The organism is Halobacillus litoralis, assembly GCF_009856415.1.
Lineage (GTDB): Bacteria > Bacillota > Bacilli > Bacillales > Halobacillaceae > Halobacillus > Halobacillus litoralis_C.
This window is the reverse complement of record NZ_WMEZ01000003.1, coordinates 286,410-304,454: the sequence shown is the minus strand read 5'-3', so window position 1 is coordinate 304,454 and position 18,045 is coordinate 286,410. Positions and strand designations below refer to the sequence as shown.

The 18,045-nt window shown below is 44.5% G+C and carries 20 protein-coding genes and 1 pseudogene; 15 read left to right on the top strand and 6 right to left on the bottom strand.

The window, feature by feature from the left end; genetic code table 11:
- Positions 1–126: 126 nt before the first annotated feature.
- The 6 genes and pseudogenes from GLV98_RS11280 to GLV98_RS11255 all read left to right on the top strand — a co-directional run bounded on the left by GLV98_RS11280 (position 127) and on the right by GLV98_RS11255 (position 4,300).
- Positions 127–1,668, top strand: a complete 1,542-nt coding sequence (locus GLV98_RS11280; RefSeq protein WP_160915151.1) for a methyl-accepting chemotaxis protein — start codon at positions 127–129, stop codon at positions 1,666–1,668.
- A 112-nt stretch (positions 1,669–1,780) separates the two neighbouring features.
- Positions 1,781–2,206, top strand: a pseudogene (locus GLV98_RS11275) (DUF1801 domain-containing protein).
- Between the two features lie 5 nt (positions 2,207–2,211).
- Positions 2,212–2,655, top strand: a complete 444-nt coding sequence (locus GLV98_RS11270; RefSeq protein ID WP_160915149.1) for a GNAT family N-acetyltransferase — start codon at positions 2,212–2,214, stop codon at positions 2,653–2,655.
- 142 nt (positions 2,656–2,797) lie between these two features.
- Positions 2,798–3,343: an HAD-IA family hydrolase gene (locus GLV98_RS11265; RefSeq protein ID WP_160915147.1), complete on the top strand. Its 546-nt coding sequence runs from the start codon at positions 2,798–2,800 to the stop codon at positions 3,341–3,343.
- Entirely contained in the window at positions 3,328–3,714 is a 387-nt protein-coding gene (locus GLV98_RS11260) for a VOC family protein (protein WP_160915145.1), read from the top strand. Before GLV98_RS11265 ends, GLV98_RS11260 begins: the two co-directional genes overlap by 16 nt.
- A 58-nt stretch (positions 3,715–3,772) precedes the next feature.
- Positions 3,773–4,300 (top strand): GNAT family N-acetyltransferase, encoded by a 528-nt coding sequence (locus GLV98_RS11255; protein WP_160915143.1) that lies wholly within the window; start codon positions 3,773–3,775, stop codon positions 4,298–4,300.
- Positions 4,301–4,497: 197 nt separating this feature from the next.
- Here the strand turns inward: GLV98_RS11255 and GLV98_RS11250 are convergent, their stop codons facing one another.
- A complete protein-coding gene (locus tag GLV98_RS11250; protein ID WP_160915141.1) occupies positions 4,498–4,800 on the bottom strand; it encodes a hypothetical protein in 303 nt (100 codons plus the stop codon).
- Positions 4,801–5,314: 514 nt separating this feature from the next.
- Between GLV98_RS11250 and GLV98_RS11245 the strand changes: the two genes are divergently transcribed.
- From GLV98_RS11245 to GLV98_RS11230, 4 genes are all read left to right on the top strand, one after another.
- Positions 5,315–5,596, top strand: coding sequence for a YhdT family protein (locus GLV98_RS11245; protein WP_160915139.1), 282 nt, complete (start codon positions 5,315–5,317; stop codon positions 5,594–5,596).
- Positions 5,593–7,059, top strand: a complete 1,467-nt coding sequence (gene panF, locus GLV98_RS11240) for a sodium/pantothenate symporter (RefSeq protein WP_160915137.1) — start codon at positions 5,593–5,595, stop codon at positions 7,057–7,059. Before GLV98_RS11245 ends, panF begins: the two co-directional genes overlap by 4 nt.
- 132 nt (positions 7,060–7,191) lie before the next feature.
- Entirely contained in the window at positions 7,192–7,566 is a 375-nt protein-coding gene (locus tag GLV98_RS11235; protein ID WP_160915135.1) for a hypothetical protein, read from the top strand.
- A 16-nt stretch (positions 7,567–7,582) separates the two neighbouring features.
- The gene (locus tag GLV98_RS11230; protein WP_160915133.1) at positions 7,583–8,143 is read left to right on the top strand and encodes a histidine phosphatase family protein; all 561 of its coding nucleotides are present in this window, start codon (positions 7,583–7,585) and stop codon (positions 8,141–8,143) included.
- Positions 8,144–8,235: 92 nt separating this feature from the next.
- Here the strand turns inward: GLV98_RS11230 and GLV98_RS11225 are convergent, their stop codons facing one another.
- Genes GLV98_RS11225 through GLV98_RS11210 form a run of 4 tightly spaced genes read right to left on the bottom strand, consistent with a single transcriptional unit; the run spans position 8,236 to position 12,785 of the window.
- Positions 8,236–9,705: a sodium:solute symporter family protein gene (locus tag GLV98_RS11225; RefSeq protein ID WP_160915131.1), complete on the bottom strand. Its 1,470-nt coding sequence runs from the start codon at positions 9,703–9,705 to the stop codon at positions 8,236–8,238.
- Positions 9,706–9,927, bottom strand: a complete 222-nt coding sequence (locus tag GLV98_RS11220) for a DUF3311 domain-containing protein (protein ID WP_160915129.1) — start codon at positions 9,925–9,927, stop codon at positions 9,706–9,708.
- A 14-nt stretch (positions 9,928–9,941) separates the two neighbouring features.
- Positions 9,942–11,534: an amidohydrolase gene (locus GLV98_RS11215; protein WP_160915127.1), complete on the bottom strand. Its 1,593-nt coding sequence runs from the start codon at positions 11,532–11,534 to the stop codon at positions 9,942–9,944.
- A gap of 15 nt (positions 11,535–11,549) precedes the next feature.
- A complete protein-coding gene (locus GLV98_RS11210; RefSeq protein ID WP_160915125.1) occupies positions 11,550–12,785 on the bottom strand; it encodes a Zn-dependent hydrolase in 1,236 nt (411 codons plus the stop codon).
- A 215-nt stretch (positions 12,786–13,000) separates the two neighbouring features.
- On the opposite strand from GLV98_RS11210, the gene GLV98_RS11205 reads away from it, so the two are divergent.
- A complete protein-coding gene (locus GLV98_RS11205; protein WP_160915123.1) occupies positions 13,001–13,975 on the top strand; it encodes an aminoglycoside phosphotransferase family protein in 975 nt (324 codons plus the stop codon).
- Positions 13,976–14,072: 97 nt separating this feature from the next.
- Positions 14,073–14,297 carry a hypothetical protein gene (locus GLV98_RS11200; RefSeq protein WP_160915121.1) on the top strand — a complete coding sequence of 75 codons (225 nt, stop codon included), beginning with the start codon at positions 14,073–14,075 and terminating at the stop codon, positions 14,295–14,297.
- A gap of 57 nt (positions 14,298–14,354) precedes the next feature.
- On the opposite strand, the gene GLV98_RS11195 is transcribed toward GLV98_RS11200, so the two are convergent.
- Entirely contained in the window at positions 14,355–14,540 is a 186-nt protein-coding gene (locus GLV98_RS11195) for a YjzC family protein (RefSeq protein WP_160915119.1), read from the bottom strand.
- A 301-nt stretch (positions 14,541–14,841) separates the two neighbouring features.
- Here GLV98_RS11195 and GLV98_RS11190 point away from each other — a divergent pair, with 301 nt between their 5' ends.
- From GLV98_RS11190 to GLV98_RS11180, 3 genes are all read left to right on the top strand, one after another.
- Positions 14,842–15,468 carry an FMN-dependent NADH-azoreductase gene (locus GLV98_RS11190; protein ID WP_160915117.1) on the top strand — a complete coding sequence of 209 codons (627 nt, stop codon included), beginning with the start codon at positions 14,842–14,844 and terminating at the stop codon, positions 15,466–15,468.
- A gap of 183 nt (positions 15,469–15,651) precedes the next feature.
- Positions 15,652–16,626 carry a cation diffusion facilitator family transporter gene (locus tag GLV98_RS11185; protein ID WP_160915115.1) on the top strand — a complete coding sequence of 325 codons (975 nt, stop codon included), beginning with the start codon at positions 15,652–15,654 and terminating at the stop codon, positions 16,624–16,626.
- 83 nt (positions 16,627–16,709) lie between these two features.
- Positions 16,710–18,020 carry a Glu/Leu/Phe/Val family dehydrogenase gene (locus GLV98_RS11180; protein WP_272917294.1) on the top strand — a complete coding sequence of 437 codons (1,311 nt, stop codon included), beginning with the start codon at positions 16,710–16,712 and terminating at the stop codon, positions 18,018–18,020.
- Positions 18,021–18,045 lie beyond the last annotated feature (25 nt).

Here is an 18,045-nt window from a genome sequence, read left to right as displayed (position 1 = left end):
CACATTCAGGAGGTTTATTTTTTTTGCCGGGGGATATATATTATTGCGGGAAAAGGTTTGAATTCGAAGTTTTATACTTTTTCTGTTGTATGGAGATCTTAAGTCTTATCATTTGAGGGTGGTTGTATGGAAAAGAAAAAGAATCGGACGATGCTCATGTTTGGAGCTGTTGGCTTATTGTTGGTCCTTGTGATTCATTTGACTCACAGAAATTTGTTACTGAACTGGAGTGTGAATGACTTTACGAGTTATGCTCCTTATTTATATACATATCTCATCATTCCCTTTGCTTTATATGGGATGACATGCTTCGTTTATTTGAAAAAACAGGACCACGTCGCAATCCCGTGGTTGATGAGCCTTTTGTTTACTTTCATTAGTATAGGGATGATTGCGAATGGGGAAGGCATGGTTGTTTATCATTTTTCCATTTTTCTTGTTGTCGCATTGATTGCTTTTTATGACCGGACAGAAATCATTGCGTTGATGACGCTCCTTTTTGCACTCTTTCATATCATTACTATGTTTTGGGGGATGGATTTCTTTTATGGAACGGAAAATTACTCGTGGTTCATGTTCTCCCTTCATGCTATTTATTTAATTTTGACGAGTGCCGGAACTTCCTATCAGATTCTCCAAAAGAATGCGCACGTAAGAGAGTTAACCGAGCATTCTCAAAATAAACAAGCGGAAACGGAACAGCTCCTTCATCAATTGCAGTCCGTAGGGAATGCTTTAAAAAGTACGACGCATGTCATCAATCATACCTCACACCAGTCCTCAAAATCCTTCACTGAGATGGAAGAGTTGATATACAAACGTGGACAGAACGCTGAGGAGCAAGTGGAACAGGCAGAGAACCATGCACTGAATTTATCGGATATCCAAGCCGCTTTGGAACAGATTTCGAAAAGTATTGAGGTTGTATCTGCACAGGCGAAGTATACTTCAGCAGCAACTCAAGATGGAAAGGCTTCTCTTACCGAGATTTCGAGCCATCTTCACTCCACAGATACCAGCTTCACAGAAACGAGTGAAAATATTCAATCCTTACAAACGTACTCAGATCATATCAGTCAACTGACAAAAGAGATTGCCTCGATGACTGAACATACCAAATTGTTAGCGTTAAATGCTTCTATTGAAGCGGCCAGGGCGGGTGAACATGGAAAAGGTTTCAGCGTTGTAGCACAAGAGGTACAGAAGCTTGCGGAACAGTCCGGTCATGCGACGGAACGCATTTTTTCAATTGTTGATGCCATTGGGGAACACGTGACTCAAGCCGGTATTCATGCTGGTGAAGGGAAAAGGAAGATGGAAACGAGTCTCGACCATGTCACGCATCTGGAAGGAAACTTCAGGCGCATCCTGGAGCAATCGGAGGAAGTGGAAAGGCAGACAGGTGAGATCACTGCTTCCAGTCAACAGCTTTTAGCCACTGTCGACCTGTTCTCTCATTCTTTCGAAAGCTTACTGAAGTTTACCAAAGAAGGAAAAGGACAGAATCAAAGTATTTTGCACTTCTCAAAGCAACAGTTGGAACATGTTAAGAAAGTGACCGAGGAAGCACAGCGAATGACAAAAATGGTCCAGGACGTCCAGCGCATCACAGAAAATATGAGTGGAAAGCAGGGAGAGGGAAAACCGAATTTGAGAGTTGTCAGCTGATGAAGGAAAGGAGGTTCCGTTGTAGCGCCTCCTTTTTCTTTTGGGTTTTAAAAGGAAATGGAGGGGAGGGAGTGGAACTAGTAAAGAAACACGATGGAAAGGAGTGGGAGAAATGGCTTATGAACAGAAAACAAAACAGAACGATCGAAGCGTCTTCGAATTCATTGAAGAAGTGGACCACCCAAAAAAGCGGGAAGACGCCTACCGGTTGTTGGATATTTTCACTGAAACGACAGGGTATGAAGCTAAAATGTGAGGCCCGTCGATCATTGGCTTCGGTTCTTATCATTACAAATATAAGACGGGCCATGAAGGGGATGCTCCACTTGTAGGCTTTTCTCCACGAAAAGCGAAAATCAGCCTGTATTTCGCAACGGGTGATCCGGAACGTGAAGAGCTTCTTGAGAAGTTCGGGAAACACAAGAGCGGGAAAGCGTGTGTGTACATCAACAAGGTGGATGACATTGATGTAGAGGTTTTAAAAGAACTCATCCTTCAATCTGTCACTTTTTTGCAGCACACGTATCCGGAGGGGTAAGGGGTATGTATCAGTATTTTCAAGGATTGACGATCCGTGAAGGCACAAAGGGAGTACCTGCGAAACGTGTAAAACAGCTATTTGAAGAGGTCGGCTGGTTACGAGGTGGACCTTCCTGGCAGGAAGAAAAATTTTCTCTTATCTTTGAGAACTCGACATGGGCATTTACGGTTTGGGATCAGGAAGAGATGGTAGGGATGGTACGAGTCGTCTCTGACCAGATCATGATGGCGACAATCATGGACTTGGTCGTTTCGGAACCATACCGAGGAAAGGGACTCGCCCATAAGCTGATTTCTTTATGTATGGAAAAACTGCCGCATGGGGATTGGTTTGCGCATACGTCGGATGAGAATTTCTCATTCTATGAGTCTTGTGGTTTTCAAGTAGAGGAGAACTGTTCCTTTTACGGCTATCGAAAAGCGAGAGAAGAAGGGCATCGAATATGATTAAGGCTGTCATTTTCGACTTGGACCGGACGCTTTTGGACCGCGATGCTTCTGTTGAGTGTTTTATTAAGGATCAATACGATCGCTTTGAGGAGTCTCTCAAGTCTGTATCAAGAGTAGCTTTCACCTCAAGATTCATAGAATGGATCAGCGAGGGTATCTGCCTAAGAATCAAGTTTATAAACAACTTGTCCATGAATTGGATTTAGGGAAAGGCATGGTGGTAGAGCTCGATCAAGATTATCAGGACTCTTTTAAACACCATTGTATTCCTTTTAAAGGCCTCAAGGAAGTGCTGCTACAATTAATAGAGAACAACTACCAACTGGGTCTCATCACAAATGGAAAAGGACGTTTTCAAATGGATAATATCCAGGCGTTAGGCATTGAATCTTTCTTCAGAACCATTCTCATCTCAGAGCTTGAGGGGGTGAAAAAGCCTGATCCGACGATTTTTGAACGAGCGATGGAACGGATCAACCAACCGCTGGAAGCCTGTGTGTATGTTGGGGATCATCTGGAAAAAGATGTCCAAGCAGCAGAAAACATTGGGATGAAAGCGGTATGGAAAAAGGACAAAAAAGAGGAAGAGTCATTGGCGCGCTATTCTATTTTTCATTTGACGGAACTCCCGTCACTACTACAAAAAATGAATACTAAGGAGGAACGCTCGTGTTATTCGAAGTGACCAATCAAATCCGTGTCCCCGATCTTCTAGAAGGTCAGCAATGGTATGAAAAACTGCTTGGGAAGAAGCCTGACTTCATCCCTCATGAAGGTTTTGTCGAGTGGGAGGTCATCCCTGGATTCTGGCTGCAGCTGGCGGAGGGTACGCCATCCAAAAACAGTGGACCTTTCCGCATTGGAGTTACAGATCTTGAAGCGACAAGAGATACTCTGGTTGAAGAATTAAACCTTGCCCATTTTGACATCCATTCGCGTGAAGAGGTTCCCGTCAAGTGGGGGACTTTTCAAGATCCTTGGGGAAACGGGGTAGGGTTTTATGAATATCATGATAAAAAAGAAGAGGAAGAACGATTGAACTTACTATACAAGTAAGCGTAACGGGGCCGCCATTAAAGGGGCTCCTTTTTGTAGTAGGGATCGGAGGCAGGACATGAACATCATACGATTGAAATTGGCCGACCTTGACGATCACATGCTGGATTCTTTTGATCGATATCAAAAAACGGACCGCGTATGGGTGCTTCAATCAGGGACATTTCATGAAGAATGCAACCCTTTTGAAGAGGATTGGACCGAAGGAAACAAACAGACGATCATCCATCATTTTCGGTTGGTGATCGAAAATGGAGGAGCCGTAGTAGCAGCTTTGAAGGAGAAAAAAGTCTACGGTTTTGCTGTCATTGAAGCGACTGATTTTGGTGAAAAGTCCATGTACCGAGAATTATCGTACATCCACGTGACCCGAAAATTTCGCGGGAGCGGAATTGGGAAAGTGCTTTTCGAGAAAGCTTGTGAGGTTGCTAAAGCATTAGGAGCAGAGAAACTGTATATTGGTGCTCACCCCTCTGTTGAAACCCAGAGGTTTTATCAAAAGATGGGGTGTGAGCCAGCAAAAGAAGTGAATGCAACGATCTTCTTTCGTGAACCTAGAGACATTCAACTAGAATTTATACTATAAAAAACCCATACGCCTGGTTTGACGTATGGGTCTGAGATTATTATTTTCTACTGAAAAATTCTAGGAAAGCATGATAGATCTCTGTTCCCTGATAAGACAGAAGTGACAAAGCTGTCAAAGAGAACATACCGATCATGATCATTCTGAACCATAGCATAGGTGAAACCTCCTTTGATTGTTGGCTGACTTGAGCAACATCAAAGGAATTGGATCACATAATTGGATTGATAGAATACAGGGTTCAGAAAGAACAACTCGCGGAAGGACCTCAAGGGTGTAGTAGTAATTTTTGTACATAAATGGACGATCAACAGAAAACTGAAAACAGCTGAAATGACAAACGTTTTGTCTGTTTGATCATCGTGTGAGGACGATGTTTCAAGTAGAGTGCTTTCCTGGACGTCGCCTTTGAAATAGCCGCTGTGGTGTTCACCGTATGTGAACGGCAATGCAAAACTAAGAAGCAGGATGACTATGAACAAGGCTGAGTGTCTTTTCATTCGGCGCACTCCCTTTGTATCTATGAATATATCCATTTTACATGATGCAGCTGGTAACGCAAGCAAAAATTTTCTAATCCAAACGAAGTCCCGTAATTAAAGGAGATAAGAGGATTGTTGAAGACTTGATTTCGAGACTTTTGTTGAGTGGATTGGGGAGGCGGGGAATGACTCACTTTCCGCGGGAGCGCGTTGAGCCTCCTCAGGCTTGCCTTGCGGGGTCTCGCCAAGCACTCTCTTCCCGAAGGAGTCTCCCCATCCACCCCTGACGAAAAACTTAGCAACGAACCCTCGTTTTCTCGAAACTGAGTCTTCAAGAATAAGGAGCTTATATTTAAAAATGGAACATTCATACTTTATGTCTGTAAAGGTTGGAGTAGCACGTTTTTGTGAAAAAAAGGGTGCAGACAGACGAGTGATTTTTCGGTAAGCTTGGAAAAGGGGAAAACATGATGACAGCACAGAACAGATACATAGATAACTAGACGTTTGGATGGTCAAGGGGGAATATCCTATGAAACAACAAGATAAGAATTTGGAAGATCCACGATACAAAATTGCGAACAAAGAGGCGTTGATTGGAGTTGCACTGGTTGTTGTGAACTTCATTCTTTGGTATGGCTTTGCTTATGGTTTCGGGTCGGGAACTGTGGAGGAATATGACTACATTTTCGGCTTTCCGGCATGGTTTTTTTATAGTTGTATCGCTGTCACGGTCCTTATCTTCCTTCTCGTCATTCTTGCGGTCAAATTTTTATTTAAGGAAGTACCGCTAGATGAGGGGGATGAAGAATGAATTGGGGCGTTGTCATACCACTGTTACTATTTTTAGTCATCATATTTTTTATTGGCTTTTATGCTTCGAAATACTTAAAGTCGAGTGCGGATTTTCTGCAGGAATATTTCTTAGGAAGTCGTCAGCTTGGTGGTTTCATTTTAGCGATGACGATGGTCGCCACCTATGGAAGTGCAAGCAGCTTTGTGGGAGGGCCTGGAGTTGCATACACCGTCGGTCTAGGCTGGGTTTTGCTTTCCATGACACAGCTTGCGACGGGCTATTTTGTGCTGTCGGTACTTGGAAAGAAGTTTGCCATCATGGCAAGAAAAATCCGGGCGGTCACCCTTGTCGATTTTTTGAAGGAACGCTATCAGAGTAAGTGGGTGGTCATCCTATCAGCTGCAAGTATTATCATTTTCTTATTCTCGGCGATGGCGGCCCAGTGGGTCGGAGGCGCACGCCTGATTGAATCTTTTACAGGCCTATCTTATACGGCAGCCTTGTTCATTTTTGCCATATCCGTGCTCGTTTATGTCATTATTGGTGGGTTCCGTGCTGTTGCCATTACAGATACTGTGCAGGGGATCATCATGTTTTTCGGTACGATGATCATCTTGATCGGCACGATTCTTGCAGGGGGTGGGATTGAGAACATCATCTCCGATCTTGCTGCAGAGAACCCGGACTTGATTTCACCGTACGGATCGGATCGTTCCCTTACGCCACTGTATGTATCGTCCTTCTGGATCCTTGTCGGTGTCGGCGTTGTCGGTCTGCCTCAAGTTGCTGTCCGTGCCATGAGCTATAAAAGCTCACGTGGCATGCACCGTGCTTTAATTATAGGAACTGTGGTTGTCGGTGTGATCATGCTTGGTATGCATTTGACAGGGGTTTTCGCAAGACCTGTCCTTCCTGGAATAGAAGTGGGAGATACGGTCATGCCGCGAATTGCGATGGAGGTGCTGCCGGCGTGGCTGGCGGGCATTGTGCTTGCTGCCCCGATGGCTGCAATCATGTCGACCGTCGATTCCCTCCTCCTGCTTGTCAGTTCAGCGGTGGTGAAAGATGTTTACTTGAACTATGTGAATCCTGAAGCAAGTACGAAGAAGGTGAAACAATTGAGTATTTCCGTCACCGCTGTGATTGGAATTCTCGTATTTGCCATGGCGATTCAGCCACCGGATTTATTGATTTGGTTGAACTTATTTGCTTTCGGCGGGCTGGAAGCAGCTTTCATTTGGCCCGTAATTATGGGGTTGTATTGGAAAAAAGGCAATGCCAGCGGAGCTATTGCTTCCATTTTGACAGGGGTAGGAAGCTATATTCTATTTCATAGTTTTATGCCTCAAGCGTTTGGTATGCATACAGTGGTACTGCCCGTGCTATTGAGTCTGCTAGCCTATGTCCTGTTTAGTTTATTGACCGTGAAACGGCATGAGGACATACAGAAACAAGTGTTCCAAAAATTGTGGAGTGCTTAAATAACAAAAAGGATGGAGAGGGCTCCATTCTTTTGTTGTTAGAAAACCAATCCTAGACTGTAGTACGGTATGGATAAATATTGCTCGGGAAATAACACCTTAGGTTCAAGAGGTCAGAACGGAGTTGAATGTATGAACAACATATATACGGGAATTCTAGCCGCCTTCTTTTCAACCATCCTCGTATCATTCTCTTTGAACCTATTATCTCCGGGTAATCCGGATGTTTCTTTTCTTATATTTGTGTACACTTTACCGGTTTACCTCATCTTAGGAATCCCCTTGTCTATTCTCATCCATCGTGTCCTGCCTGTGCGAAAGTGGTGGCATACCCTTTTTTATTACACGCTCATAGGATCGGGGTTATGTGGGTTCGTCCTATTTACTTTCTCACTACAAAAGGAAGAAGAGCTTGTGGTTTCCGCTTTTATCATCGGGTGTACTTGGGTATATTCTATTATCCTGATGATTATTAGCAATGTAAGAAAGATGGGAGCAAAGACATAACAAAAGGAGGACAAGGATGGAACTTGTATTTGTGCGTCATGGGGAAGGAGAACATACGGAAAAACCTGATCGATTACATACCCTCCACCCAGCATTGACATTACGTGGAGAAAGCCAGGCAAGAGAATTACAAGGAACATGGCCACTGTCTTCTGAAGATCTACTCATCGTCAGTCCGACGTTAAGAACTCTACAAACGGCTGAGCGTTGGAGCGAAAGCATTCCATGCAGAAGGGTTGTGTCTCCTGCCCTTGGTCCCCGTATGTTTCCACAGAAGAAGGAGTGGAAAACATTACCTTGCGACCGGACATTGCGTAAAGACCAGGTGTGGGCTGATTTCCCTGGCTTTCAATTGACTGATGAACAATGGGAAGAGGGGATCAATGAAATCCCTGAAAAGGAATTCGAGGACGTTGCTTCTGAACTGATTCATTGGTGTAAGCAACAAGGGAAAGACCGTGTTTTTGTCGTTACACATGATGGTACGATGACAGCCTACAAGCAATGGTTAGATGGGAAAACATTGACACGGAAGGACTTTCCTAAAGAGACGGGCTGGATAAGGGTGAAGGTCTAACGACGAAGTCTTAAACTTATAATTGCATTCGTCGTTCATTGCATTAAGCATAAAGAAAGACTCTGAGTTTAGCTAACTCAGAGTCTTTTTTATTACGAACCTATTTTTCTGTATTCCTCTGCCATTGGCATCTCTTTTCCTTGGGTAAAGGCACTGATCAGAACGACGAGTCCAACGTTAACAATCAATCCTAAGATACCTGGATTAATGTCCAATGGCGGGGAGTCCGCGACAAGCTGGAAGTAGTAGTTGACCACTGTACCTGAGATTAACCCTGTAACTACGGCAGGAGCAGTGATTTTCTTCGAATACAAAGCACCATAGACACCTGGGGCGAATTGGACGATAGATCCGTAGGCTCCGAGGAGGAGAGCGATCAATCCTTGTCCACCAAACACAGTAATGAAATAGGCGAGCCCACCGATGACGAAGACGCCGATTCTCATGATTAAAAGCGTTGCTTTCGATGAAAGGTCCCTTTTTACGTTACGGATCAAGCCATCTGTAAATTCAAGGGAAGCACTGTGCGTGATCGCATCTGCGGTACTCATGGCAGCAGCAAGCGCACCAGCACCGACAAGTCCATACACCCAGCCCGGCAATGTGAGAACCGTTGTAATCAGGTAGGGCAGAATTTCATCAGGTGAACCGATTTGATTGGCTTGGATGACGTTAACGGCAGAGAACCCTACAAAAAGAAGCGGAATTAGGAACAAGGCGAACATCGGATAGACGAGCACGGTCTTTTTGATGGTACGTGCTTTTGTGGCGTATGATTTTGAAAACAAGTGCGGCCACATGAGAAACCCGATGGTCGATACAAGGATGGTTGTTGTGTAGGCCATCATGGACATCGTTGAACCTTCTGCACCGATCTGCAGAAAACCTGGGTTGTCCTGTGTCAAATTACGGAACATATTTGGAACGCTGTCGTGAAGCTGATTGACGATCGTGAGCCCGACCGTCCAGGAAATGACGATCATGAGAATTCCTTGAAACACATCTGACCAGGCAGCAGCCCGAAGTCCGCCTGTGGCGACATAAACGACGACAATTCCGTAAGAAAGCAGCGCACCAAGCCAGAAAGGAATCCGTCCTTCTGTCATGATGTTAAAAATATAGGCCATCCCTTTCATTTGTGTGGCCAAGTACTGAATAGAGGCTAGTAAAGCGACGATTCCGATGATCATGGCGATCACACGGCTGGAATAGCGCAGTTGTAAAAATCCGGCGACCGTATAGATGTTGTGCTTGCGGCCGATGGCACCGATTTTCGGACCGATGATATACCAAGGTAAGATGGCGAAGGCGGTATAGGTGATGATGTACAACGCAGGTGCACCCCGGGAAAAGGCCCATCCTGGTGCGCCGAGGAAGGAGAAGGCACTGAAGACCGCTCCACCCATGAGGAACCACATGACGAAGAGACCAAGATTCCCTTTCGCTGTCGTAAATTCTTCTAGTGAACTTTTGTCCTGGTTACGGCCGGCTAAGACTCCGATGAATAAAGCGACGACGAGGTAACCGATCATCATGATCATTGCAATTTGCCATTGTGCCATTTAGTGGACCTCCTTTTCGTCTTTGTCAGGATCGATTTTGTACAGGAATAGGACGATGATGAATGTGACAATGATCCAAAAAATGACCCAGAATACCGAAAATGGTAAACCGATGATGAATGGCGTCTCCCTGTTGGCGATGGAGAACAACGGGAAGACGAGAAGTAAAAATGGGATGGTTAAAGAAAGACAGTAAATTTTAACGAACTTTTGCTTGGTCAATGGGCATCCTCCTTTTATTTTTCATACACGATATCTCCATTTAGAATCGTCATTTCTACTTGGATATCCTTCAGCTGCTGAGAAGGACAACGCAAGATGGATTGATCGAGAATGACAAGATCCGCGTACTTGTCTGGTTCTAAGGTTCCTTTCAAATCTTCCTCCCCACTGGCATAAGCCTCTGCCCATGTATAAGCACGGATTGCTTCTTTGACCGTGATGGATTGACCTTGACCGACAGGGTGGCCGTGTTTACTTGTCCGATTGACGGCTGCGTGGATGCCGATCAGCGGACTCACCGCTGTAATCGGGCTGTCGGAACCGATGGCAAACGGAATGTTCTGATCCACGTAACTTTTTAACGGGAAAAAGTGGTGGACTCTGTCACCGTAATCGTTGATATATCCATCTCCGAACTCGTAAAGAAAAGCAGGGTTCGGAATCGGAACGGAGTGGGTGGCTTTTATTCTTTCAACAAGGTCAGGGGGAGTGATTCCTGCATGCTCAATCCTGTGACGGTGGTTGATCCCTGTCCTGTGATTGAGCGCTCGCTCAATTGTAGACAATAGCATATGTACGGCTTCATCTCCCATGGCGTGAGCAGTAACTTGCCATCCTTGTTCATGTGCTGTTAGGAGATGTCGGTCCAGTTCTTTTTGGTCCATATATAGAATCCCTGAATCATTTGGATTACTTGTGTATGGATCACGGGTTTTGCATGTCGGACCGCTGCTGCTTCCATCAATGAAAACTTTCGCAGGGCCGATTTTAAATGTATCGTCTCCGAGTCCCGTCATGATCCCGCTCTTCACACCTGCTTGGACAACAGATGGAGAATCGTAGAGGGAACCATACATGACATAAAGTCGTTGCCTGATCTTTCCTTCTTGAGCCGCCTTTTGTAAATAACGGATGTGTTTCGTGCCGTATCCACCTGCATCATGAACACTCGTTATTCCGTTTTGTAAAAAGTGATCGGAGGCTATTTGTAGCCCCAGCATTACTTCTGCTTCTGAATAATCAGCAAGCTGGAACATCTCCATATGGGCAGCTTCCAACAATAGACCGGAAAGCTCGTCCTCATCCTTGTGATAGGTTCCTCCAGGTGGATGGGGTGTCTGTGAAGTAAGATCAGCTATTTCTAATGCTTTGCTGTTTACACATGAAATATGACCACAAGTACGTACGACAATGATTGGATGGGACGTGGACACTTTGTCCAAATCCCATTTAGTCAGATGGCGACCCTCCAGCAAGGTGTTCTGATTATAACCCCAGCCGCGGACCCATTCTCCTGGAGGTGTTTCCTCTGCCCGCCTATGAAGTTTTTCAATGATAGAATCTATGGAATCCTCCTGCTTCAGGTTGACGCCGATCTGATTGGTGCCGTACAACTCGAGGTGGGCATGGGCATCATTGAATCCGGGAAGCACGCTTTTCCCATACAAGTCAATCACATCTGTATGAGTACTACATAGTTTCATGATTTCGGTCGTTGTTCCCACTTGGAGAATGCGTTCTCCTTTGACAGCAACAGCTTCATGAACCGTACCTGATTGATCGGCGGTGATGGCTTCTCCATTGATGAATACTTTGGTTGCTTTCATTTCTTCTCCCTCCATTTAGGACTGAGCGATTTTTAAGGCTGTATGATAAAGAAGCTCCACGCCTTTTTGCATGTCCTCCATTTCGGCATACTCCAACGGGTTGTGACTGATCCCTTTTTCACAACGGACGAAAATCATGCCGTAATCACTGATGTAGGACATGAATAAGGCATCATGAAAAGGTCCGCTCATTAAGGTTGGCGAATCGTAACCGAGTTGTTCATCTTCTGCTTTCATAATGTCTTTGATCCAGTCTGCGCAATAACGTGGATCACTTCGTGTATCTTCACTGATGGAATATTCGAGATTGTGTTCTTTGCTCGTACGTTCGATGATTTCATATAGTTTCTTTTCGAGTTTTGTGCGGGCATCCAAGTCAATATCACGAAGGTCTACTGTGAATTCGACTTTTTCAGGGATGATGTTGCGGGAGTTCGGGAAAGTCTGGACACTGCCGACGGTACCGACTGTATTCGGCGTGCCTTCATTCCGGACAAGTTCATTAAACTCTTTGGTAATGATGGAGGCTCCAAGAAACGCATCCTGCCTCAAATTCATGGGCACGGATCCTGCGTGTCCGGCAAATCCTTCAAGTGTCACGGTCAGCCAGATCGGACCGGAGATGGCTGATACGATTCCGACAGGTTTGTCTTGTGATTCGAGGACAGGCCCTTGTTCAATATGAAGTTCAAGGAAAGCTTCAATGTCCCCAGGTTTGTAGACAGGGCTTTGGCTCAAATCAGGTTCTACGCCGAATTCTCGGAGAGCTTCTAAGCGGGTCACCCCATTTTTGTCTTTGCGTTCAAGTTCTCCTTCTTCGAGTTGGCCGATGATTCCACGGACGCCGAAGACGCCTTTATTGAACCTGGAACCTTCTTCGTCTGCAAAACAGATGACTTCAATGGAGCGGTTAGGGGTGATGCCTTCTTCTTTCAATGTATGTACAACTTCAATGGCGCCCAAAGCACCTAATGTTCCGTCAAATCGACCGCCATAAGGCTGAGAGTCAATGTGGGAACCTAACATGAGAATCGGTTTGTCTTTTTCTTTGCCTTCGACACGACCAACCAAATTTCCGAATCCATCGATATGTGTTTCAAGGCCAGCTTCTTCCATCCAAAGGCGGACAACATCGACAGCTTCTCTGTCTTCTTTCGAGTGAGCGAGACGACAGACACCGGTTTCTCCAATCTTCCCGATTTCGGCCAGGGTTTCGATGTGTTCGTGAAATCTTTTTTGATTGATCTTCAAGTTGGATCTCCTCCTTGTTTTTACTAACTATATCAAGTTCATAATTGTCTGACAATTGACAAAACGTTAAATGATTCAATAGTAAGGGTCGAGAGTGGGGAGTCCTTTTTATACAAATTGTAGGATGAGAAGGTGCATATTTTCTCCGTTTGGTTGGTGTAATAGAAGGAAGCGAAAGGCTCAGTAAAGAATGAGTAGTAAGGGGGGACTAATGGATGGAAAAGAACGCAATCCGTTTGAAAAAATGGGCACAAAGAGCAGAACTTGAGTTGGAATCAGAAAATATCCACATTCAGTACATATGGAATCCGGGTGGTTTTGTCAATCAGTCCTATCAAATTTCTGATGAGGAGAAGCGCATGCATGTGAAGTTTGCCGATCGTGCCCATCAACCGAGTTTACAACAGTGGGCTTGTCATCACGAATATTTGAGGGGAAATTACGAAGCGCCGAAGTTGCTCATGGAAATCCATGAAACCGTTATTCCAGAATACTCCTACGGTCTTTTGTTTGAGTTTTTTGAAGGAGAAACATGGAAAGGACAAGCTTGGTCGGATCGAATTTTATCGAAAATATGTCAGCTACATGGTGATACACATCTTAAACGTGTGCTCGGGGTAGAGGAAAAGAGTTATGCCGATGCGTTTATCGATACGTATATCCATCGGTTCCGGGAAGATATGAAAATAATAGATGCTGATAGAGGGAGTCTTCCATTTGTACAAGAGGAGACCTTTGACATGTTTCACGAAATGGCGGATCAGTTGGAAGAGGAAGTTCATCAATCGATTCATTTTCAACGTCCAGCAGAAGATGTCGTTCATAATGATCTGAATCAGCAAAATATTTTAGTGAATGGGGACGGGTTTTGCATCATTGATTGGGACGATCTAACCGTTGGAGATGCCGCAGCAGATTTTGCGTCTTTGCTTTGGCCGTGGGTTGATACGTCTGAATGGCCGATGTGGGAACAGAAAGTGAGAGGGCTTGCAGGAGATGATGTGGTTGAACGGATGTCACTTTATTTTAAGGCCAAATTATTAGATGACGTCATTGACGTTCTTGCGGATTATGTAGAAGCAGAAGAATATCCTGAAGTAAAAGAACGAACACAGCAAAGAGCGAAAGCCACTCATCTGAAAGCACTGGAATTATATAAGGCCCGTTATGGCAAGTCTCTCTATGAATGATGGAGCGGCTTTAGAAAACTCGCAGAATTCATGGGCATGTTTGTCTCTCTTTTTACATATCCTACTAGTAATAGAGGATCATTTAGGGAGTGACAAAATGGGTTTCACATATGGAAAAGATGAACTGATTGGTGACTTGCAGCAGGTGTTTGCCAGACACAATGTCCAATCCATCCGAGTAAAAGAGCCCGGCACATTGTTCCGTGTGGAGTCAGATGGTTCACTCACAATCGGAATCGGGGCGACGATTACGTCCTTCGAACGTCAGCCAGATGAAAAACAAGCGCCGACATTAAAGGTGATCAATGGAAAGAAAAAATGACGAAAAGTCCTGGGCAGGGGGATGTCCAGGACTTTTCTATGTGGTGTGTGCGTATGATTATGCTTTTTTCCAGTAAGCTGCTTCTTTACTGGAGCGAAGAGGTGGGAACGTATCGCCATTGCTCAGTTCGATATGTTTCTCATCCTCGGTCACATTGTTGTTTTTACGACCATCCACTAAACCATCAAATTCGTAAGTACCTGCTTTTGGAGCTTGTTCACCTGTTTTGTAACGATCAGCCATTTAGAAATACATCCTTTCGAATTTGTTTTAGTTGTGCGCACATAAGCTATATATCCGCATAAGACAGACTGAAAACCTCTTTTTGTAAAAATGTTACATTTGAACGAATTTCTATTTCCCAAAACTTGTGGTTTGACATTTAAAAGATAAGTTAATAAGATAAACAACGTTGAATAGTTTGTGTAGCAACATCTTGAATTACGGACATAAATAATTCGTTACGTCCGAACAGCTATGATTGTTTTTTGTTATAACTTATGGTTGTTACACCAACTAATTTATATAAATGGAGGTTCACATGATGACAAAAGTACTTTTCGTAAAAGCAAATTCCAGACCGATGGAGCAGTCTGTGAGCGTCAAACTCTACCACACATTCTTGGATAACTATAAACAGGTCCACCCGGATCATGAGATAGAAGAGCTCGACTTGTTCGAAGAAAACTTGGATTACTATGATAATGATAAAATCAATGGTATGTTTAAACTTTCCAAAGGCATGGAGCTTACTGAAGCAGAAATTGAAGCGACGAATACAGTAACGGAATACTTGAATCAGTTCCTTGCTGCAGATAAAGTCGTATTTGCATTCCCTCTATGGAATTTCACTATTCCAGCTGTTCTGCATACGTATTTCGACTACCTGGCTCAGGCTGGGCAGACGTTCCGTTATACTGAAGAAGGTCCAGTCGGCCTGCTTCCGGATAAGAAGGTAGCCATCTTGAATGCCCGTGGCGGTGTTTATTCCGAAGGCCCGGCGAAATCTGCAGAAATGGCGGTTAACTATGTTGAAAACATTCTGCAATTCTGGGGAATCCAAGATATCACAACACTCGTGGTCGAAGGTCATAACCAATTCCCTGATCGCGCTGAAAAAATCATCGAAGACGGTCTGGAAGAAGCCGCATCTGCAGCTGCTTCATTCTAAATAAAAGAAGACAAGGAAAAGCATCCCAACAAGGGGTGCCTTTTTTGTGTTCTTTTTAATTAGGATAAAATGTAAGGCTTGGTACGGAAGAATATGTAAGACCTGGTCAGACATTTTATGGAATGATTTCCGTTCATTCTTGGGAAACTATGGGGAGAAGCCGGGGACGGAAAGGAGTAAGGGATGAGAGAGTTATTCGTATTATTGAAGAAAGGCAATAAACCAGCACTATGGGCGAGCATTATAAATGCCACGATTTCATTGATCAAAGGCATTGCTTACTTCATTACTGGGAATGTGGCGATGTTTGCGGAAATGATGCACAGCATTGGTGACATGGCCAACCAATTCTTTGTGTTTATTGGTTCGGCCCTTAGTAAAAAAGCACCGACCGATAAATTTCCGAATGGGTTTGCCCGGCTTGTAAACCTTGTATTGCTTGGTGCTGTCATTATCGTTGGCATATTGGCGTATGAAACGATCAAAGAAGGAATCCATCACATCCTTCACCCACCAGAAGCTGGTTCTTGGCTCTGGCTGAACTTAACGGTACTCGGGGTTGCTGCCATTCTTGAGTCTTTTGTCTTGTACAAAGCCATGAAAGAAGTCGTCAAAGATATCGGACAGGAGAATGTCAAAGGCATGGAGGTTGTAAAAGTGAGCCTCGCAAATCTAGGAGGAGCAAAACCGGCGACAAAGCTGGTTTTCCTTGAAGATATGGTGGCTACTGCGGGTGCACTCATTGCGATGATTTCCATCCTTATTGCCACCTATACACCTTTTCACACAGCTGAAGGATATGCCTCCGTTATCATCGGCGTCATGCTGTTTTACGTAGTCGGCCGTATTTTCTTAGACAACGCAGCTGGTGTGTTAGGGGTCGCAGATGAAGAAATGGAGAAGAAAATCGGTGAATTTGTCTTTGAGCACCCTGAAGTGCGGGATATCCAAAAGTTGTTGGTTATGAAAGAGGGAGAAGAGCTGCATGTGGAATTGAAATTAGAGTTCGATCCTGAAATGTCTATAGAAACCATCGATCACGTGCTCGATGGAATTGAGAAGAAAATCCTAAACCAGCGCGGTGTAACAGAAGTCATTATTGAATCAGATGAAGATGATCAGCAATTATCGTGGGACCCTAATAAGAATGATATGTGAATGATTGGTAATTTATGTAAGACCTGGTCTGGAAGAAAATGCATGACCTGGTGTAGAAAAATATGGAAGGATGAGGTGGGAGTATGGGTAAGGAAAGGTACGATAAGGTGGAGTCGGATATTATGACGCATGGGCATAATCCTTATGAGATTGTGAAAGGGTTACTGAAGGAATCAGTGGAGACACTGGGGCTTCATGAGAACATCTATCACCTGCTGAAAAAACCGATGCGGGTGTTTGAAGTTTCCATCCCTGTAAGGATGGACGATGGAAGGATTGAAAATTTCACAGGGTACCGGTCTCAACATATGGATATCCTTGGACCGACAAAGGGCGGGATCCGCTTCCATCCCGATGTTAATTTAGATGAAGTGAAGGCACTATCCATCTGGATGTCTTTGAAATCTGCGATTATCGACCTACCCTTAGGGGGAGGAAAAGGTGGGGTCATTGTTGATCCCGATCAATTATCTGAGAATGAGTTAGAGCTCCTGAGCCGAAACTACATCAAGAAAATCACCCCAATCATCGGACCTCAGAAAGACATCCCCGCCCCGGACGTGAATACAAATCCGAAGGTCATGGGATGGATGGTTGATGAGTTTGATCAACTTCGTGGATATAATATCCCTGGTATGCTGACAGGGAAGCCTGTTGTGCTAGGCGGTTCGCTCGGGCGTCTTCAAGCGACGGGGCGCGGGGTCGTATTCACGATCCGGGAAGCATGTAAAGTGCTAGGAATTGAGATGACAGAAGCGACCGCGGCCATTCAAGGTTTCGGAAATGTTGGAAGTATGACAGCGAAGTTTTTGCATGAACTCGGTGTGAAAATCGTAGCGGTCACGGACGCGAAAGGCGGCATCTATAAAGAAGGCGGCCTTGATATTCCGGATTTACTGGCTTTCACAAAAAATGGAGAAAACTATGCTTCTTCTTATGAAAAAGCAGAACCGATCACGAATGAAAAGATGTTCAGCCTTCCTGTTGATATACTTATCCCGGCTGCGATTGAAAATCAGGTAACAGAAAACACGGCACCCACCATACAGGCGAAAATTCTTGCCGAAGCGGCCAATGGTCCGACAACTCCGGCAGGCGATCAAATCCTTGAGGAAAAAGGAATCTTCGTCATCCCTGACATTCTTTGCAATGCTGGGGGCGTAACGGTTTCATACTTTGAGTGGGTCCAAAACAATATGAATTACTACTGGAAAGTGGATGAAATCAATAAACAGTTGGAAGAAAAAATGCTGACAGGCTTTGAAAAGGTTATTCAGATGAAAGAAGAAAAAGGCTGTCGGATGCGCGATGCAGCGTATATGGTCGGAATCAGTCACCTTGTTAAAGCGATGGATGCTCGTGGTTGGATCGGAGAAAAAGATCTCGAATCATAAAAAAACTGCTGTCCAGAATTCGGAC

Bases quoted from the DNA above. Each gene is read 5' to 3' on its own strand.
- GLV98_RS11255 (WP_160915143.1), top strand. From the start codon at position 3,773: ATGAACATCATACGATTGAAATTGGCCGACCTTGACGATCACATGCTG.
- GLV98_RS11265 (WP_160915147.1), top strand. From the start codon at position 2,798: ATGGATCAGCGAGGGTATCTGCCTAAGAATCAAGTTTATAAACAACTT.
- GLV98_RS11245 (WP_160915139.1), top strand. From the start codon at position 5,315: ATGAAACAACAAGATAAGAATTTGGAAGATCCACGATACAAAATTGCG.
- GLV98_RS11205 (WP_160915123.1), top strand. From the start codon at position 13,001: ATGGAAAAGAACGCAATCCGTTTGAAAAAATGGGCACAAAGAGCAGAA.
- GLV98_RS11235 (WP_160915135.1), top strand. From the start codon at position 7,192: ATGAACAACATATATACGGGAATTCTAGCCGCCTTCTTTTCAACCATC.
- GLV98_RS11270 (WP_160915149.1), top strand. From the start codon at position 2,212: ATGTATCAGTATTTTCAAGGATTGACGATCCGTGAAGGCACAAAGGGA.
- GLV98_RS11195 (WP_160915119.1), bottom strand. From the start codon at position 14,540: ATGGCTGATCGTTACAAAACAGGTGAACAAGCTCCAAAAGCAGGTACT.
- GLV98_RS11180 (WP_272917294.1), top strand. From the start codon at position 16,710: ATGGGTAAGGAAAGGTACGATAAGGTGGAGTCGGATATTATGACGCAT.
- GLV98_RS11190 (WP_160915117.1), top strand. From the start codon at position 14,842: ATGACAAAAGTACTTTTCGTAAAAGCAAATTCCAGACCGATGGAGCAG.
- GLV98_RS11280 (WP_160915151.1), top strand. From the start codon at position 127: ATGGAAAAGAAAAAGAATCGGACGATGCTCATGTTTGGAGCTGTTGGC.
- GLV98_RS11225 (WP_160915131.1), bottom strand. From the start codon at position 9,705: ATGGCACAATGGCAAATTGCAATGATCATGATGATCGGTTACCTCGTC.
- GLV98_RS11250 (WP_160915141.1), bottom strand. From the start codon at position 4,800: ATGAAAAGACACTCAGCCTTGTTCATAGTCATCCTGCTTCTTAGTTTT.
- GLV98_RS11230 (WP_160915133.1), top strand. From the start codon at position 7,583: ATGGAACTTGTATTTGTGCGTCATGGGGAAGGAGAACATACGGAAAAA.
- GLV98_RS11215 (WP_160915127.1), bottom strand. From the start codon at position 11,534: ATGAAAGCAACCAAAGTATTCATCAATGGAGAAGCCATCACCGCCGAT.
- GLV98_RS11185 (WP_160915115.1), top strand. From the start codon at position 15,652: ATGAGAGAGTTATTCGTATTATTGAAGAAAGGCAATAAACCAGCACTA.
- GLV98_RS11200 (WP_160915121.1), top strand. From the start codon at position 14,073: ATGGGTTTCACATATGGAAAAGATGAACTGATTGGTGACTTGCAGCAG.
- panF (WP_160915137.1), top strand. From the start codon at position 5,593: ATGAATTGGGGCGTTGTCATACCACTGTTACTATTTTTAGTCATCATA.